At 35.8% G+C, this 17,206-nt stretch carries 20 protein-coding genes; 8 read left to right on the top strand and 12 right to left on the bottom strand.

Annotated elements, in window-relative coordinates; all coding sequences use genetic code 11:
• Nucleotides 1-4 precede the first annotated feature (4 nt).
• On the top strand, nt 5-976 hold the full coding sequence (locus tag M1F17_RS04110; RefSeq protein ID WP_004905244.1) for an ABC transporter permease: 972 nt from the start codon (nt 5-7) through the stop codon (nt 974-976).
• Nucleotides 977-1,132: 156 nt separating this feature from the next.
• On the opposite strand, the gene M1F17_RS04105 is transcribed toward M1F17_RS04110, so the two are convergent.
• From M1F17_RS04105 to M1F17_RS04075, 7 genes are all read right to left on the bottom strand, one after another.
• A complete protein-coding gene (locus M1F17_RS04105) occupies nt 1,133-2,140 on the bottom strand; it encodes a LacI family DNA-binding transcriptional regulator (RefSeq protein WP_004905247.1) in 1,008 nt (335 codons plus the stop codon).
• Nucleotides 2,141-2,362: 222 nt separating this feature from the next.
• A complete protein-coding gene (locus tag M1F17_RS04100; RefSeq protein WP_004905249.1) occupies nt 2,363-3,157 on the bottom strand; it encodes a sulfite exporter TauE/SafE family protein in 795 nt (264 codons plus the stop codon).
• A gap of 42 nt (nt 3,158-3,199) precedes the next feature.
• Entirely contained in the window at nt 3,200-3,547 is a 348-nt protein-coding gene (locus M1F17_RS04095) for a thioredoxin family protein (RefSeq protein ID WP_096864752.1), read from the bottom strand.
• A 391-nt stretch (nt 3,548-3,938) separates the two neighbouring features.
• Nucleotides 3,939-4,223, bottom strand: a complete 285-nt coding sequence (locus M1F17_RS04090) for a hypothetical protein (RefSeq protein ID WP_004905253.1) — start codon at nt 4,221-4,223, stop codon at nt 3,939-3,941.
• A gap of 447 nt (nt 4,224-4,670) precedes the next feature.
• Nucleotides 4,671-5,336, bottom strand: coding sequence for a heme exporter protein CcmB (gene ccmB, locus M1F17_RS04085; RefSeq protein ID WP_272536619.1), 666 nt, complete (start codon nt 5,334-5,336; stop codon nt 4,671-4,673).
• Nucleotides 5,321-5,953 (bottom strand): cytochrome c biogenesis heme-transporting ATPase CcmA, encoded by a 633-nt coding sequence (gene ccmA, locus M1F17_RS04080; RefSeq protein ID WP_004914240.1) that lies wholly within the window; start codon nt 5,951-5,953, stop codon nt 5,321-5,323. Before ccmA ends, ccmB begins: the two co-directional genes overlap by 16 nt.
• A gap of 32 nt (nt 5,954-5,985) precedes the next feature.
• Complete coding sequence (locus M1F17_RS04075; protein WP_096864750.1) at nt 5,986-7,164, bottom strand: ion channel; 1,179 nt, start codon at nt 7,162-7,164, stop codon at nt 5,986-5,988.
• Nucleotides 7,165-7,524: 360 nt separating this feature from the next.
• Between M1F17_RS04075 and cptA the strand changes: the two genes are divergently transcribed.
• Entirely contained in the window at nt 7,525-9,234 is a 1,710-nt protein-coding gene (gene cptA, locus M1F17_RS04070) for a phosphoethanolamine transferase CptA (RefSeq protein WP_094963057.1), read from the top strand.
• Between the two features lie 49 nt (nt 9,235-9,283).
• Here the strand turns inward: cptA and M1F17_RS04065 are convergent, their stop codons facing one another.
• On the bottom strand, nt 9,284-9,970 hold the full coding sequence (locus M1F17_RS04065) for a DUF421 domain-containing protein (protein WP_004905262.1): 687 nt from the start codon (nt 9,968-9,970) through the stop codon (nt 9,284-9,286).
• Nucleotides 9,971-10,271: 301 nt separating this feature from the next.
• On the opposite strand from M1F17_RS04065, the gene M1F17_RS04060 reads away from it, so the two are divergent.
• From M1F17_RS04060 to M1F17_RS04045, 4 genes are all read left to right on the top strand, one after another.
• On the top strand, nt 10,272-10,595 hold the full coding sequence (locus tag M1F17_RS04060; protein WP_036958543.1) for a hypothetical protein: 324 nt from the start codon (nt 10,272-10,274) through the stop codon (nt 10,593-10,595).
• A 143-nt stretch (nt 10,596-10,738) separates the two neighbouring features.
• On the top strand, nt 10,739-11,176 hold the full coding sequence (locus tag M1F17_RS04055; protein ID WP_004905264.1) for a GNAT family N-acetyltransferase: 438 nt from the start codon (nt 10,739-10,741) through the stop codon (nt 11,174-11,176).
• A 75-nt stretch (nt 11,177-11,251) separates the two neighbouring features.
• Nucleotides 11,252-11,518, top strand: coding sequence for a DksA/TraR family C4-type zinc finger protein (locus M1F17_RS04050; protein WP_036958544.1), 267 nt, complete (start codon nt 11,252-11,254; stop codon nt 11,516-11,518).
• 423 nt (nt 11,519-11,941) lie between these two features.
• Nucleotides 11,942-13,948, top strand: a complete 2,007-nt coding sequence (locus M1F17_RS04045; protein ID WP_094963056.1) for a BCCT family transporter — start codon at nt 11,942-11,944, stop codon at nt 13,946-13,948.
• A 115-nt stretch (nt 13,949-14,063) separates the two neighbouring features.
• Here M1F17_RS04045 and cdiI read toward each other — a convergent pair whose 3' ends face one another.
• Nucleotides 14,064-14,186 carry a ribonuclease toxin immunity protein CdiI gene (cdiI, locus tag M1F17_RS04040; RefSeq protein ID WP_231665161.1) on the bottom strand — a complete coding sequence of 41 codons (123 nt, stop codon included), beginning with the start codon at nt 14,184-14,186 and terminating at the stop codon, nt 14,064-14,066.
• Nucleotides 14,187-14,670: 484 nt separating this feature from the next.
• Between cdiI and M1F17_RS04035 the strand changes: the two genes are divergently transcribed.
• The gene (locus tag M1F17_RS04035) at nt 14,671-15,150 is read left to right on the top strand and encodes an Hcp family type VI secretion system effector (RefSeq protein WP_094962184.1); all 480 of its coding nucleotides are present in this window, start codon (nt 14,671-14,673) and stop codon (nt 15,148-15,150) included.
• On the top strand, nt 15,150-16,109 hold the full coding sequence (locus M1F17_RS04030) for a hypothetical protein (RefSeq protein ID WP_036958546.1): 960 nt from the start codon (nt 15,150-15,152) through the stop codon (nt 16,107-16,109). Before M1F17_RS04035 ends, M1F17_RS04030 begins: the two co-directional genes overlap by 1 nt.
• 24 nt (nt 16,110-16,133) lie before the next feature.
• Here the strand turns inward: M1F17_RS04030 and M1F17_RS04025 are convergent, their stop codons facing one another.
• The 3 genes from M1F17_RS04025 to M1F17_RS04015 form a co-directional block, all read right to left on the bottom strand.
• Complete coding sequence (locus tag M1F17_RS04025; RefSeq protein WP_094962182.1) at nt 16,134-16,463, bottom strand: hypothetical protein; 330 nt, start codon at nt 16,461-16,463, stop codon at nt 16,134-16,136.
• Nucleotides 16,464-16,572: 109 nt separating this feature from the next.
• Nucleotides 16,573-16,968: a hypothetical protein gene (locus M1F17_RS04020; RefSeq protein ID WP_112307870.1), complete on the bottom strand. Its 396-nt coding sequence runs from the start codon at nt 16,966-16,968 to the stop codon at nt 16,573-16,575.
• Between the two features lie 9 nt (nt 16,969-16,977).
• A complete protein-coding gene (locus M1F17_RS04015) occupies nt 16,978-17,193 on the bottom strand; it encodes a hypothetical protein (RefSeq protein WP_004905277.1) in 216 nt (71 codons plus the stop codon).
• Between the last annotated feature and the right edge of the window lie 13 nt (nt 17,194-17,206).

Here is a 17,206-nt window from a genome sequence, read left to right as displayed (position 1 = left end):
GACTATGTCTAATCAAAGTGCAATTCCATTAACTAAAAATAAATTTAGTTTTTCTAAGCTAACAAAAATACCTGCATTTTTACCACTTGTTGGTTTAATTCTTTTATTTGTCTGCATGTCCATTTTTAATGAACATTTTTTAACTGTAAATAACCTTTCGACCATTGCTCGTCAGGTTTCTATTAATGCCATCATCGCTATTGGTATGACATTTGCTATCTTAACAGGTGGAATTGACTTGTCCGTTGGTGCTGTTATGGCGCTTTCTGGAACCTTGATGGCTGGCTTAATGAAATATTATGGAATGGACCCTTACGCCGCAATTGCTCTGGGCTTATTATCCGGTGTTGCTTTTGGCTTCATTAATGGAATTTTAGCCGCTTATGGTAAAATGCCACCAATCATTGTCACTTTAGGCGCCATGATTATTGCTAAAGGGCTAGCCTTAATTTATACCGGTGGCTACCCAGTGTCAGGGTTACCTCAAGAATTTGCTTTTTGGGGACGCGAAGAATTAATGGGAATTCAAGTTCCTATTTTATTAATGCTTGGCCTTTATCTTATTTTCTATGTTGTACTAAATCATGTCTCTTTTGGCCGTTATATTTACGCCATTGGCGGTAATGAAGAAGCTGCACGCCTCAGTGGTATCCGCGTTGAACGTTATAAAATGTTAGTTTACGTTATTAGCGGTTTTACTGCTGCATTCGCTGGGTTAATATTTACCTCTCGAGTAATGAGTGGGCAACCCAATGCAGGGGTAGGATTTGAGTTAGATGCTATTGCTGCGGTCGTACTCGGCGGCGCTTCAATTGCAGGAGGCCGTGGTATGATCATTGGCACACTGATTGGCGCAATGATCTTAGGCGTACTTAATAATGGTTTAAATTTATTAGGTATTTCACCTTATGTTCAATATATTGTAAAAGGTTTAATTATTTGGGGCGCTACCTTAATTAGCTCAATGAAACGCTAAATTAATAATACCTCATCGCCATTAAGATAGGCAGGTATCATTACCTGCCTATCTATAATCGCCATACTTCAAGTTGCATGGGTGTTGACTGTGTTCATATACAACTAAAATTCTTTAGAGTATATAAATCACAAAGGACTTTCTTTCTAACTCTTATTAATAAACAACAAGTTTCCCATCAACAAATATCTGTTTTGTTTTATGGTCTTTATGTGAATCTCGCTCTATTTCAGAAAACAATAACTCAGTTGTTAATTCACCAAGATATACCGAATCGTGATGTACACCAGAAATAGATAAATGATAAGTATCTGCATAGGGTGGTAAATCTACAGAAAAATAACGGCAAGAAAGGCCTAGCTCTAAAATAATTTTATACATCCCTGCCGTGATAATTCCATTCAACCCAACAATATACATATTTGGTGTATAAAGCTCTTGAACTTTTTTTCTTAGATAATCTTCATCATTCTTATTAAACATATAACTGCTGTATAAGACATTAATATTTTTTCTATTTGGAAAATTTTCATATATACCCGCTAAACGAGACAAACTAATTTCAGATCCTTCTGGCCCTGAAACAATCAGTGTGTTTTCACTATTCTGCTGGTTAAGAAATTTTCCTGTTAAAGCGCCAATTTCAAAGTTTTTCAAAAACAGTCCTGAATACTTATTTTGATAACCATAAATTGAACGGTCAACAAAAACTAAAGGCACATTATGTTGATCAATTAATGATAAGTAACTTGGTTGATAGTCTTTATCGTCACGAACTGGCGATAGTAAAATACCGCTCGCTTTGTAGCTGACTAATGTTTCGATTGCTGTTTTTTCTGCTTTTTCATCACTATCTGAATCAAAAATCATGACTTGATAGCCTTTTTCTTTCGCTAAGCGTGAGACTGTTTGAATTAGTACGATATAAAATGGGTTAAATGTGCTATCAGTAACCACACCTATTATGCGGCTATTTTTGTTTTTCAGATTACGTGCAAAAAGATTTGGCACATAATTGAGCTCTTGTGCTATCGCTAATATTTTATCTCGAGTTTCCTTCTTTACCATCTCAGGATGATTAAATGCTCTAGAGACTGTAATATCAGTTACATTAGCACGTTTAGCTATATCAATTATCGTTGTTGAGCTATCTTGTTTTGTCATAATTATACTAGTCAACCTTTAATGATTACCCAGAAGAGTATATTAGCAATCCATTTCACTATTATCAGGGTAGAAAAATGCGATGGTTCATTATACCTTTTTGAGCTTGAAGATAAATCAAATTTACTTTTTTAAAGAAGAATAAATGATTGAACATTCAAAATAGTGACACACTGCATGAATTATAAAAATTTATTTAATAAGTGATATTTAAAACCTATTTCAAATAACATTAAATTCAATCAATACTGATGAAATCAACCCTAAGGCAACAAAGATAACAGCACTTGAAAATAGTATTTGAATGGCTTTATTAGAAATATAATGCATTATTAATCGACCAATTAATAAGCCAACAACACATGAAGCAATGAAAACGATGCTAATTTCTTTAGGATATTGAAACCCATTCCAGACATTAATAAAAATACTAATACTACCAATACAGAAGATAACCATTAATGATGTTGCGATAATACTCTTCATATTCAAATTAGTGAATTTTCGCAATGCAGGAACAATAATAAAGCCACCACCGACACCTAACATGCCAGTAAGTAATCCTGTAATGACACCAATTCCCCCAAAGATTAACGCTGTTTTAGTGTTCCAAATAAATTTCCCAGTTTCTGTATTAATTAAACAATGTGCATCATTTTGCTCATCACCCCGATTGAAAAATATACGTCCCCCGACATAAAGCATAACAAGGCTAAAAATAAGCGTTAACCAAACTGGAGGGACAATATGGGCAAGGTAAATACCATACTTAGCAGAAGGAATACTCAATAGTGCTATCCAAATAGCTGCTTTATAGCGAATATTCTTTTTTATAAGCCCTTGAATAACACTAATAAAAGCCGCTATTGTAATAGCTAAAAGCCCTACAGGTGCTGCTAATGCTACACTCCAATTTTGGCTTGCCATTAAAGCAGGAACAGCAAGAATTCCACCTCCCGCTCCCGTTAAACCTAGTAGACAGCCTATCAATAGCCCTTCTAATATCAGTATTAACATTATGAATGTCTTATCATTATTATTAAATATATTCGCTGAATATTAACGCTTACCGAGCGTTTTCTCCAATACCATTAATGCCCTATTAAATGGTACTTCTCCTGCAATAATATCGATTAACCGAGTATCTTGGAAAACCGCAATTGTCGGCACTGATTTTATACCGTATCGAGGAGCTAAAGTGGGCGATTGAGCAATATCAACAATACCAAAATCGATGTTATTTTCTTGAAAACACTCAGAAAGCTTAGTAAAAATAGGATACATATTTTTACACGGTAAACACCAAGAAGCCGAAAAATAAACAACTACAGTTTGTTGCTCATCTTGCTCTAGAGGGTAAAGTGTACTCGAGAAATTATCACTATCTAATGATAAAATATTCGACATTATATGCTACCTTTTGTGATTTTTTCCTAAACTAACATATTGGAACAACACACTAGATAATAAGTCACCTTTTGTCCATTAATTATTTAGTATTATTTGGCATTTGATTACTTTCATTTAAGAACAATAAACCAATTTAACATTTTATCACAATAAAGCATAAAAATATGATTCATAATAAATAGTAAAAACAAACTCGCTATATTAACTTTAAAAAATCATACGATATATAAACCACTTTTAGCTTTTTATTATACATTGGATTTTTATTCCTGAATATTATCAGCATTGATGAGCCTAGATTATTTAATATAATTTAAAGATGTTTATCATTAAATAATAAACTATTTTTTTACTCTTATTCTTTATTAGCCATTCAATTTTAGCCCATTTAGATGGGTATCCGTTTCTGTTCTTTTTCTTTATCAAAAATCATATTCAGCTTCTCATGGGCATTGTCTGTATATCGACTTAAATCAGTAACATCTTGTTTCTGATTTGCCTTATCGCAAATAACAATCTCACCTTCCGATACCGCTGTATGAGTGGTGTTGCTGGCTTTGCCTGCATTGATGCCAGTTTGTTTATCCACCGATTGGTAATCGCTGTGCATCTCGGTTTTGCTGGCATTGAGACTCAGTGAACCACCGCCCGCTTGGCTACCATAGGGAGACAAAAGGTAAGCAAAATCGATCTATAGCTAAAATTACGTTTTAAAATCATTAGAATTATTAATTGTATTGGTTTGAGATAAAGTAATATACGAAACATCACACACCTTAAGTCAAATTACAATCACACTCATTTAAGCTTTTTTATAACTCATCTAACTTCATATATTATAATTATAATTTAACATAAAAATATTTTTTGTAATAAACAATATAAAACGGTAGCAATTTAAATAAATTATTTGAGTTCAATGCGATTTTTTATAAAACTTACCTTTATTTGTATCAAAAACACAAATAAAGCCCATTAACTAGTTGAATAAAATGAAATCTTAAGAAAAAACACCCGTTAAATGTATAAGTAATTATTATATTTCAATTCTGAATCGACAATAGATAACAAGGCAAAAATTAATTTGCTCTTGTTATCTATTTTGACGAGAGAAAAATAATTAGCTATTGCTAATATTAAGCTTCAACGCAGCGGCGATAGCGAGTGGCGAAAAGGTGATGCTGGCGGCAAATAACGCGGCAAGAATGGCAAAATAGCCATCGAGAGGCATTTTAAAGCTGTGGGCTTCCATCGTACCTGTTGCATAAATCAGCACAGGAATATACAGCGGTAAAACAAGCAAGCTCACCAAGACACCGCCTTTTTTTAAGGAAACGGTTAATGCTGCACCAATCGCCCCAATAAAACTCAATACAGGTGTGCCCAATAATAATGTCCCTACTAATACAAATAGTGTGTCTGCGCTAAAAGACAACATTAATGCCGCAACAGGGGATAACAAGATCAAGGGCAGCCCTGTGACTAACCAGTGGGCAATCACTTTCGCAAATACAGTGATAAATAAAGGATGCGGTGCGAGTAACAGTTGCTCAAGGGAGCCATCAAGGTAGTCATCCTTAAATAAACGCTCTAGTGATAATAGTGAAGATAAAATGGCCGCAACCCAAAACACCCCAACCGCAATGCGCGCTAATAATTGAGGTTCAGGACCAATACTCAAGGGAAATAGTGTGATAACAATTAAGAAAAACCATAGCGGATTAACGAGCTCAGAAAAACCTCGAAACGCAATTTTAAGCTCTCTTTTAATTAATAACCAAAACATGATTCAACCCCACCCGTCAGTTTTAGTGAACCAAATTGCCCTGACATCGCTTGGTGGGAGGTAAACAAAATAATCCCCCCTTGCTCTGCATGCTGATGAAAACGTTCTGTTAAACGAGCGACCCCCGCCACGTCAATTGCGGTAAAAGGCTCATCAAGTATCCACAGAGGAGCTTCGCTTAGCCATAACCTCGCTAAATTAACACGCCGTTGTTGCCCAGCAGAAAGTTGGCTAACAGGAATATCTTCATAACCAATTAACGAAACTTCTTCTAAAGCAGACCAAATACGCTCACCTTCATGCCCTTTATGGTGCATTTGGTAATAAAATTTGAGGTTTTCATAAGGTGTTAATAATGATTTAACCGCTGGTTTGTGGCCTAAATAAAGTAAATGACGAGTAAATTCTTCTTTTAGTTTATCAATCGATTGATTATTCCAACAGACAGCCCCTTCATCAGGTTTTAATAACCCAGCCATCATTCGTAGCAAGGTTGTTTTCCCCGCTCCATTTGGCCCTTCAACTTGCAAGATTTCACTAGGTTGCACTATAAAATCAAGTTGATGGAATAACACCCTATTTTGCCGATGGCAACTCACTTGTTGAGCACTTAGCATGAAGCACAATTCCCGTTATTTTTATTTTAAGGTTAGCTTTTTGCAACTTTGTTCAACAGCATATCACTAATAGAGTCGCTCGATATTGCTTCACCGCAAAGCACTTGCATCAAAACCTCTGAACCTAGCGTAGATAATGAAAACAACATATCAGGTTTAAGTAAGCGAACTTTATCCATATTGCTCTCTTGGTTAATTAGCACCACGGTTTTTACCGAGCTACCTTCCCCTGCTTGCTCTTTCACTCCCAATAAAGCGAAAGTACTGAGCGAATCGCTATCTGTCATCACTAACACACACTTTGCGTGTTTAACATTAGCAGCGGCGAGCAATTCGGAACTGGTTGGGTCACCGGTCACAATATTATCTTTTTCGGGATAATGACTGCGATGGTTTTCTTGGCAAATCACAGCCACCGGCAGCTCTCGTTTTTTCAGCCCTTGATAGACATTGACAGCCATTGGTGTGCTACCAATCACCACATAATGATTTTTCATATAAGAAAACCTCTTACGCACGATTTCTTTCGTACCTTTCGCTAACACCCCAACAATATAAACCACTGAAGTGGTAAAAATTGTAATTCCTAAAATAATCACCGTCACCGTGAATACACGCGCATCCACTGTAACCGGAACAATGTCACCAAACCCGACCGTTGTCATGCAGACTAAAGCAAAATAAAAGGCCGTTGTGCCGTCTTTAACCACTGGTGAAAATTCATCACCAATATATAAAGTACCAAAAATGGAATACAGCAATAATGCAATAATACAGGTTATTGCCACAAAGCCAGCACTGGTTAAGCTATGGTGATGATACAACTTCCAAAAAAGGCACAAAGCAACCAATAAAAAGAGGGAAAAATAACCTTGATGTATGTTTTCTTGTGTTAACCGCAGGTCAACAAATGAAATAATCCCAAGTAAAAATAAGGAGAACACCCAAGCAATACGGGCTCCGTTAACCATAAATAACGATAGGAAAATCAGTGAAATTCCCAATAAAAAACGAGGAATATCCAGTAACTTCATAAAGCCGAGTGATTTTAACCACTGTGTTAGCCCTGACTCGCGCCAATCAATGTAGTCGGTATAAGCACTTAATACAGGCTTTAAAATCATTGCGCCATCAATAATTATTAGCAATGAAAGCAACACCCTGATTGATAGAGGTGATTTTAAAAAAGCCACAAATGAATTATCTAACATGTATTGCTCTCACCCTTCATTGATGCATTCGTCAAATTTTCTTATATACCATAAATATATCAAAGGATAGTACCAATGGCGTAAAGACGATGACAAATGCTAATTGGACATTTTACTATTTTAACAATGGCTAGCAAAACATCGTCTATAATTGAATATCACGATAGCTGCCCAATTCCAAGCGAACAAAACAGCTTTTAAAAAACTCTAGTAAACAAACGGTTATATGATTATTAAGGAAATATTATTTATAGATAATATATTTTGGAACTTAAACTACGTCTTTATATCTAAAAACCGATTTCTCAATTATTTTTCAATTCGATTTAACAATAATAGAAAACAAGAGTTTAAAAACCTATGAGTAACACTACACACTCGGAAAAATTTAGCTGGACCTCACTGTTCTGGTTACTAATCTACTTTTGGTATTTTTCATCACTATTACAACTGTATGTGCTCGTAACAGGGCAAAGTAATTCTATTGGCCTAAGAGATTCACTACTCTATAGCTCTCTTTGGCTGGTTCCTGCCCTACTGTTTCCTAAAAAAGTTAAGTTAGTTGCGGGACTAATTGGTATTGTTTTATGGCTTTCTTCGGTAGTTGCCCTCGCCTACTTTGTGGTTTATGGGCATCAAATATCCCAAAGTGTCATGTTTGTGATGTTTGAAACCAATACTAATGAAGCAGGCGAATTCCTTAAACAATATTTTAGCTTCAAAGTCTTAGGTGTCATACTCGCCTATACTGTAGTCGCAATTTTTCTATGGACACGTCTAAAACCGGTAACACTGCCAAAATCAGGGCGAATCGGTATTTCATTGTTAATTTTAGTTATTTTGTTCGGTATTCCTTATTATAACAAAGGCATTAAACAAGACCGACCAATGGCCAATGTCGCATCATATTTAAATAGTAAACTCGCCTACGCTGCCCCATGGCAGTTTGTGAGTGGTTACTTTTTATATAAAAACCAGCTAGCAAACATGGAAGAATTAATCCGCGACAACAGTAAAATTCCACCATTAGAAAACTTTGTCGATGCAAACGGTGATACACCCCGCACATTTGTATTAGTAATAGGTGAGTCCACCAGCCGCGATAGAATGAGCCTATATGGCTATTCACGCCCAACGACACCTGAGTTAGATGAACTTGCAAGGGATTATCCTGCTAATTTATCCGTATTCAATGATGTTGTGACGTCGCGACCTTATACTATTGAAGCACTACAACAAATTCTGACGTTTGCGACACAAACTGAGCCTGAACTATTCAATTCGCGCCCTTCTATGATGAACATGATGAAGCAAGCGGGCTTTAAAACGTTTTGGATCACTAACCAGCAGACGATGACTGAACGCAACACCTTATTAACGGCATTCTCTCGCCAAACAGATAAGCAATATTATTTGAATAATGATATGGCTCAAAGCTCACGTATCTATGATGACGTGGTTTTTGCACCATTCAAAGAAGCGCTTGCAGACCCAGCAGAAAAGAAATTTATCGTGGTCCATCTGTTAGGAACACATATGCGCTATGAGTTCCGCTATCCAGAAGATAAAGCCATTTTCAAAGATAAAGACAGCGTGGTTCCCGCTAACCTAAATGATGATGAAGTGAAAGATTATAATGCTTACGATAACGCACAACATTATAACGATTATGTTGTTTCAACATTAATCAAGGACTTTGATTCTTCAAAAGAAAATGGTTTTCTGGTGTTTTTCTCAGACCATGGTGAAGATGTTTATGATACCCCGCCTCATAAAATGTTAGGGCGTAGTGAAGGTAAGCCAAGTAAAGTCATTTATAATGTGCCTTTCCTAGTTTGGCAATCACCTGAGTGGCTATCAACTCATCAATTTGATTTGAATGATAAAACAACCCGACCATTCAGTAATATGGACTTTATCTACGCGTGGTCTGATTTAGCAGGTTTAAACTATACTGGGTTTGAGCCCGAAAAAAGCCTGTTTAATGAGGCATTTAAACCTCAACCTCGTTATATTGGTGACCCAGATAATAAATCCTCATTAATGCTTTATGATGATTTAAAACAATAATTAGGTCTCTGTCGGTGAAATGTTATCTGCATTTCACCGACCTATTCATTTAAGCTATAACTTTCAGATGCTGTGCTCCCTTGCGGTTTATTTTACCATCCCGCAAAATAAACGTGACTTCACCACGCCAAAATTCAGCTAAGAAAATATCGTTTATTGATTCAATATCTTGTAATTCAATTTGCTGCATTAACCAAGCTTCATCTCTTTCGATAGATTCCAAACCATAGCTTCTAATAACCCCTTCTTTTATCAGGATCACTGATGGCATATTTTTTTCATCACAAATAATGGTTAGCTGCCCATCAGGTTCTATTTGTGCATAATAAATTTCTTGAAAGGAATGAATGCCTTGTGCATGAATTCTAGATGAAATATTGATGAGATCTATCTTATTGGCTTTTTCTAAGATGTTTTCCATTATAAATTGGCCTTTTTTAATGATAGGTATGGGATTACCAATGGCCACATTACGAAAAAAATTAAATCTTTTTGTTAAAAAGTTCAAAAAGCTTATAAACAAAACACCAATAATTAAAATAGTCACATACTGGTACAATGGGATAGTATCACTGTAAATCACCCCACCAATAATACCTCCTAAAACAAAATTACCAATAAAATCAATAGGAGTCATTTGGGAAAGCTGCGTTTTTCCCGATAGATTCATATGAGTGATAACAATGGCAAAACCGATAATAAATTTTAAAATAATCAACGAATAATAGTACGCCATAATGCTATTCCTTTGTTATCTAAGCCATACATTTGTTTTCATTATTTATTTAATAATAAGTTCGAACAGTTTAGCTTGGTTTTCTATATTTTATAACTCTATAGCATGGAACAAGAGATGACTTTCCAAAAAAAAGCATTCACTTGAGTTTACAATCAAAAAAAATATAACGATTTCAGTTTTTTACCTAATTATTTTATAACTCACTTAATTTCAACTATAGTTAAATATACACATTGGCGATTATGCCAATATCGAGCTTTAATAACATTTTTACCAGCATCGTGCTAAGGATATGTTTATGAATATAAAACTCATCACTTCACTTCTTTTCGCGGGAATTGTTACAGTTATCGTAGGTTGTGATGACTCATCCAAACCAAGTGACACCGTTAAACAAGCTGAAGAAAAAGCCCAGCAATTAAAAGAAGATGGTGAACAAAAAGCTGATGAATTAACGAAAGATGCGCAAAATAAAGCTGAAGAGTTAAAACAAAATGCGTCAGAACTGAGCCAAGAAGTTAAAACAGATGCGATTAATAAAGCTGACGAAGTCGCAACCGATATGAAAGAAAAAACGGAATCGCTCAAAGCAGAAAATGACGCAGAAACCAATAAAAAATAATTTTCCGCTCAGTTCCCTTCAAGAATGTGGGCTTTAAATGCCTGCATTCTTATTTGGTGCAAAAAAACAACAAAACCCACCTAACTCTTTCGCCATTCCACGATATAATTATGTTTCTTATTCGCTAGCTACCAGGAAAACTAATGCAAATTAAACATAGCATGGGGTACACAAACCCAGAACTCCTTACTGATGCTTTCAACCTGCGCCAACAAGTTTTTACTCAAGAACAGGGGTTTCCCGCTGATATCGATGTCGATGAATATGATGAGTCCGCATTACATGTCGTTTTGTATTTAGATGGGCAGCCAGCTGCAGTATTACGTTGTGTACTACTTGAAGACAATCTTATCAAAGTTGGCCGTGTCGCAGTACAAAAATCACACCGAAGTAAAGGGCTAGGACGTGAATTAATGAAATTTGTAGAGCAATATGGCCGTTCTCATCATTACCATAAAATAGCTCTTTCAGCGCAATATACTGCCATTGATTTTTACCATACTCTGGGGTACCAAACTGAGGGAGAAATGTATGATGAAGAGGGAATGGACCACATTTATATGACATTATCTTTAGAGTAATAATTGCCCTTGAATTAAATTTTCTCGCCTCTATATTGGTATATAGGTCAATATTTAATCAAACAGAGGTGAATGATGGCAAATGGTTGGGCAAATGAAGATGCTGTTCAAGAACAAATTGATGCCACTCTTGATGATGCGGTAGCGAAAGCTCGTCGCCAATTGCACTCAGGTGAAAGTGCCGAGTTTTGTGAAGAGTGTGGTGAGGCAATTCCTGAGGCTCGCCGTTTAGCATTACCCGGCGTTAAATTCTGTATCAACTGCCAAAATGAATTAGATAAAAAACAATCTACATTTAGTGGCTATAATCGGCGTGGCAGTAAGGATAGCCAATTACGCTAATCACATTTCCACCTCCATTTATCTAAGGTTTTTACTTATCTAGTACTTACTTTCACTCATTTGCGTTAACTTATTGGTAAAACATGTAAATACTGCACTGTTAATTATTAATTTAATGATAATTAACATGATATTTTTATCCTCTATTTAATGTTATTTCCCGATATTGTTGATCATTCACTCGTATCATGGCAGTATAACCGCCTATTTTTTAACTTATGAAGGTGATAAAGACCCGGGTTTCATCGCTATTTTTGGCAGTTTAGCCTGCCCTCAACACCATATTATTGTTCTTTCTATCTCGTTTCCTTAGGGGAAATTTTTCGCAATTATTCATTGTTTCATTAAGAAGGACAGCTCGCTGCATATTTGTCGATATCGGTATGCCAAAAATAAAATAAAACAAAACAAAAGAAGGTTGTTATGAGTCAAATTGATACTGATTCTAAAAAAATTCGTTCTAAAATTAGTCCCCCTGTATTTTATAGCTCTGCCGTTATTATTTTGGTTATCGTTGGCTTTGCCGCTTTGATGCCAGAAGTCGCAGAATCTCATCTAAGTCATCTTCAGCAAAACTTATTCAATAATGCTAGCTGGTTTTACATTCTAGCCGTCGCTATTATTCTTTTGAGTGTGACTTATCTGGGACTCTCCCGTTATGGGCAAATAAAATTAGGCCCTGACCACGCCCAACCCAATTTTAGCTATGTCTCGTGGTTTGCCATGCTTTTCTCAGCAGGTATGGGAATTGGGCTAATGTTTTTTGGGGTTGCAGAACCCGTAATGCACTACCTCAACCCACCTGTAGGTGAACCGCAAACCGTTGAAGCCGCAAAAGAAGCCATGCGCTTAACGTTCTTCCACTGGGGGTTACATGCTTGGGCTATCTATGCCATTGTCGCATTAATTTTAGCGTTTTTTAGCTATCGCCACGGTCTCCCTCTCACATTACGCTCTGCCCTTTACCCCATTATTGGTGAGCGTATTTATGGCCCAATAGGCCATGCAGTTGATGTATTTGCAGTAGTAGGGACGGTATTTGGTGTTGCAACATCTTTAGGCTTCGGTGTACTGCAAGTTAACGCTGGGATGAACCATTTATTTGGTTTACCAGTCAGCGAAACCGTACAGGTGGCTTTGATCATCATTTTTACAGGGCTTGCAACAATTTCCGTTGTTTCAGGGCTAGATAAAGGTATCCGTATCTTATCGGAACTCAATCTTGGCCTCGCATTTCTATTGCTCGTATTAATCGTTGCTTTAGGGCCAACTGTGCTTCTTTTAAAATCTTTCGTTGAGAATACAGGTGGCTACCTTTCAGAGATCGTCAATAAAACCTTCAATCTCTATGCCTATGAACCCAAATCAAGTAATTGGTTAGGCGGCTGGACACTACTGTATTGGGGATGGTGGTTATCTTGGTCGCCATTTGTCGGTATGTTTATTGCCCGTATCTCTCGCGGTCGTAGTATTCGTGAATTTGTCATGGGGGTATTATTTGTCCCTGCTGGCTTCACTTTAATGTGGATGACATTCTTCGGTAACACAGCGATTGATTTAATTAAAAATAAAGGCGCAACCTTATTAGCCGAAACTGTTCAGGCAGACGTATCTCTCGCTTTGTTTGAATTCCTTAATTATTTTCCATTCTCTTCGGTTTTATCTTTCTTTGCTATGCTAATGGTCATTGTGTTTTTCGTGACTTCAGCGGATTCAGGAGCAATGGTGGTTGATACTTTAGCTTCAGGCGGCGATTCTAATACCCCTGTTTGGCAACGTATCTTTTGGGCGGGTTTAATGGGTATCGTTGCGATAACAATGTTACTCGCAGGTGGTCTCCAAGCGTTACAAACACTGACAATTGCGAGTGCTCTTCCCTTTGCTGTCGTTTTGCTCGCCTCCATTTATGGCTTGTTCAAAGCCTTAAGAGTCGATGCCTATAAGCGCGATAGCCAACAGTTAGCGACCATTGCACCAACTGCCAGCCGTAACCCTATTCCGTGGCAGCGACGCTTGCGTAACATCGTATATTTCCCTAAACGCGCGCATGTTAAACGCTTTATGGAAGAATCTGTGAAGCCATCAATGGAAATGGTATCTGAAGAACTGGCTAAGCAAGGTACTGTATGCCATATCCATACTGATAAAGATGACCGAATAGGTTTTGAAGTGGATTTAGGCGAAGATATGAACTTTTTATACGAAGTTCGCCTCCGTTACTATATTCAACCGTCATTTGCGTTATCGGGTATGGGGACAGAAAGTGATGATGAAAAGAGCGAGGAGCAACGCTACTATCGCGCTGAAATTCACTTAAAAGAAGGTGGGCAAGATTATGACGTGATGGGCTGGGCAAAAGAGCAGATCATTCACGATATCCTAGACCAATACGAAAAACATATCCATTTCTTACACTTACTGGGTAAGTAGCCCCAAAAAAGAAACATTACCTAAAATGTGTCGATAAGAATTCACAGGCGGCTAAAATTATAGCCGCCTCCGCCTGTGTTTATTCGATTATCTATTAATGCAATAGAATCCTATTTTATGACATTTGAATTTTTGATAATAAAGTACTTACGCTAGCTAAGTCTTCAGGATGAACTTTTAAATATTTTTCACAAGCTAATCTGGCATAGTAAAAGCAAGTTTCTTCACTGACGACTATTTCATCTTCTTTTTCTGGAGGATAACTTATTGCAAAAAAACACCCTCTTTAAAAATCATATCATCTAAAAATCCATCATACTCACAAGCAAAATTAGCACTCTTATTTTCTCCCCTCATGTAAGTTTTATCCCTCAAATAGACAGACATGACCACGTGTCTTTTTCCTAATTGATTCGGCTACGACCCTCGTTAACTTGGTTGGTTAAATCGTCTATCACCACAAAACAGGTTTATGTTTTTCGACGATTTCAGTGTGTTTTCGCATTCAATCTCAACGTTGCTAAAAACGCGCTGAGGCGGTTTTATGATGCCTAACGGGTGTTTTAGACACTAAGTTCGCCAGTTTAACATAATAGGTCTTATGGAAATTTTAAAATCAAGGTAAACGCAATCTATGCTAAATCATGATATTTAACTTAAGTAATGTATATGGTATTGTGAACTATCTATATTGGTTTTTAATGACAAAGGGAATGCTTAAAATGGCGAATATAATTTATCTTACGCTAAAAGGAAATAAACAAGGTTTAATCTCGAAAGGATGCTCATCGATAGATTCTATCGGAAACAAGTATCAAAAGGGACACGAAAACGAAATTCTTATTAATGAGTTGTCTTCTAATTTATCGATGCATCAAAATGTCAGTTTTCAGCCTATTAGTATTCGTAAGCCAATTGATAAGTCTTCCCCACTACTTTCTCAAGCATTAACATCGAGTGAGATATTAACGTGCGACTTTACTTTTTATAGAACATCAATGAATGGTGGGTTAGAGCTGTATTATAAAATAAAACTGACAGATGCCTCAATTGTTGACCTAAATTGTTTTTATCCTAATTCTGTTACTCACAATCAAGCCCAACCAGAAGAGTCTGTATCGTTTCGATTTAAATCGGTTACCTGGGAGCATGTTATTGCTGGTACTAGTACATACAGTATATGGGAAGAAAGGAGCTTTTAATGTTCTCTAGCCCAGAAGAGACCTTTGAATGGTATGCAAATGAATTAAGAAAAATATCTGAGTTATCTGCAAGGTATTTTCTTGACGACCCCTACTGTAAACAAGGTTACAGAAGTGAAATAAATGAAGTTATAAGGTTGATCCGAGCTGATTTTAATATAGCACTGTATAATAATAATGCTAGGCATCAACGAGTAGATAGCACTCGGGATTGGTTTAGAGAGAATATAGGTTCAACGGGGAATTGGCCCGATATATATAAATACACTGAGGAAATTAAACTCGAATATGAATCAGAAAAATTAGCGTATTCCCAATTAAGAAAGGCAAGTAAAGAACTATATAATGCAACTAGGTCTTATTTTGGTGAAGGCTGGCTTTTTTATGGTGACAAGAGCCTTGATATATTAGGTGGTGCAATTCAAACAGCAGTTGGTATTTTTAGTTATAGAATAGGTAAAACAATTGGAAGTCACGGAATGAAAACGTCCGGTGCGATAAGCATGGCCTATGGTGGAGGTCGTGTATATCAAGGTATTTCTGATATTACGTATGAGTTAACTGATGGTGAAATAAACTTTAGACAAGATCCAGTTAAATTTTTAATAGAACAAGGTACTATAGCATTAGGTGGAGATAGCATCACAGCTAAGAAAATTTATTATGATGTTGATTTTGTAAATAATCTTTATATCGGTTTTGGAGCATTTAAAATTATTGATCCAAAGAAAAGAACTGAAATAAGACAATTACCAACAAAAACTTCTAAAGGATTAAGAAAATTAGGTTTTTTTGAACGCTATTTTCCAGATAACGTCGGGTTTAGAATAGAAAGATGGACTAGTGAAAATTATAAAAGAAAATTAGCTATAGGAAATAAGCCAATGTTATTATATTCATTAACAGCATCAGCAATAAAATTGAAATTGATTCTTGAATTACATAGTGACGAAAATTAGTATTTTATAATTTTTTTATTTTCATTAGTGAATTAAAAGTTTAAATTTTATGGATAGATAAAATAAAAAAGGTATTTTACTATTTACTGAGTCTATAAATAAAACCATTAATACAGGGATTAAATATGCGATTGTTAAAGGTATTAGTGATAGAATTAATGGTGCCCCCATAAAAAAAACAAGAGTTAAATAGTTAATAATATAAATCAAATACAATATTTTGGGAATCTTTTTACTTGATACTGATTCTTCAAACCATGAATCAAAATCATCCCCTTTTCCAATGGATGAATGAATTGAACTAAGTTTGATAAAGTCATTTTTATTTAACTTATCTATATTTCTTATTTTCACTATGACCTCTGATACTAATATATAGCTTTTTATCTTAATTGGTGTAAATAGTCTTGTTTTTCATTTTGATGGTGGTGATTTATAATAATCACCATCAAGGTTATAATACTTAATTATATGAAATCACTTGAATTAATTCATACGGTTTACCTTGTCTTATCGCAAGGTTATCATCGAAATTGAATCCTTCAGCACAAAATAACGATTGTATACTATCAATAATGACATTGTTATAATTGATAATAGAAGGTTCTTCCCCATCAATAAAATATTTAAGAGTAATATCTATTTTTTCATCGTTTTTGATAGCATCAAAGATAAATTTGGTTGAGTGCCCCAAATCTTTATCAATCGTCAATCGTAGAATTGGAGTGCCATTTTCATCTTTTTCTCTAGAATAACTAATTGAATTAATTAGGATCGCATCATTTTTTGAATTTGAAAGGTCTTTCGTGATTAACCCCTGTTCAGATCCAATTATTCTCATGATTATTTGGTGTTTCATGCGATTTCCTTATGTAGCATTTGGCTTTAGTAAGCCATTTTTTTTCACATAAAGCAATAAAAACATAACGAGTTCCGCACTGACTTTACCATTACTAAACCCAAATGCTGTTTTCTCCATAGAAGGATCATAAGCACCAATCCCAACTGCAAACTTCTCGGCTTGTGATTTAGAATTTAATTTATTAATTTCCTCAACCAATTTATTAGTCGCAGAGGCATGCAACTGATCTTTTTCT

Source organism: Providencia sp. PROV073 (genome assembly GCF_033688125.1).
In the GTDB taxonomy this organism is placed as follows: Bacteria; Pseudomonadota; Gammaproteobacteria; order Enterobacterales; family Enterobacteriaceae; genus Providencia; species Providencia hangzhouensis.
Note: the sequence above shows the minus strand (reverse complement) of the source record. Positions and strands in the feature narration are given on the sequence as shown.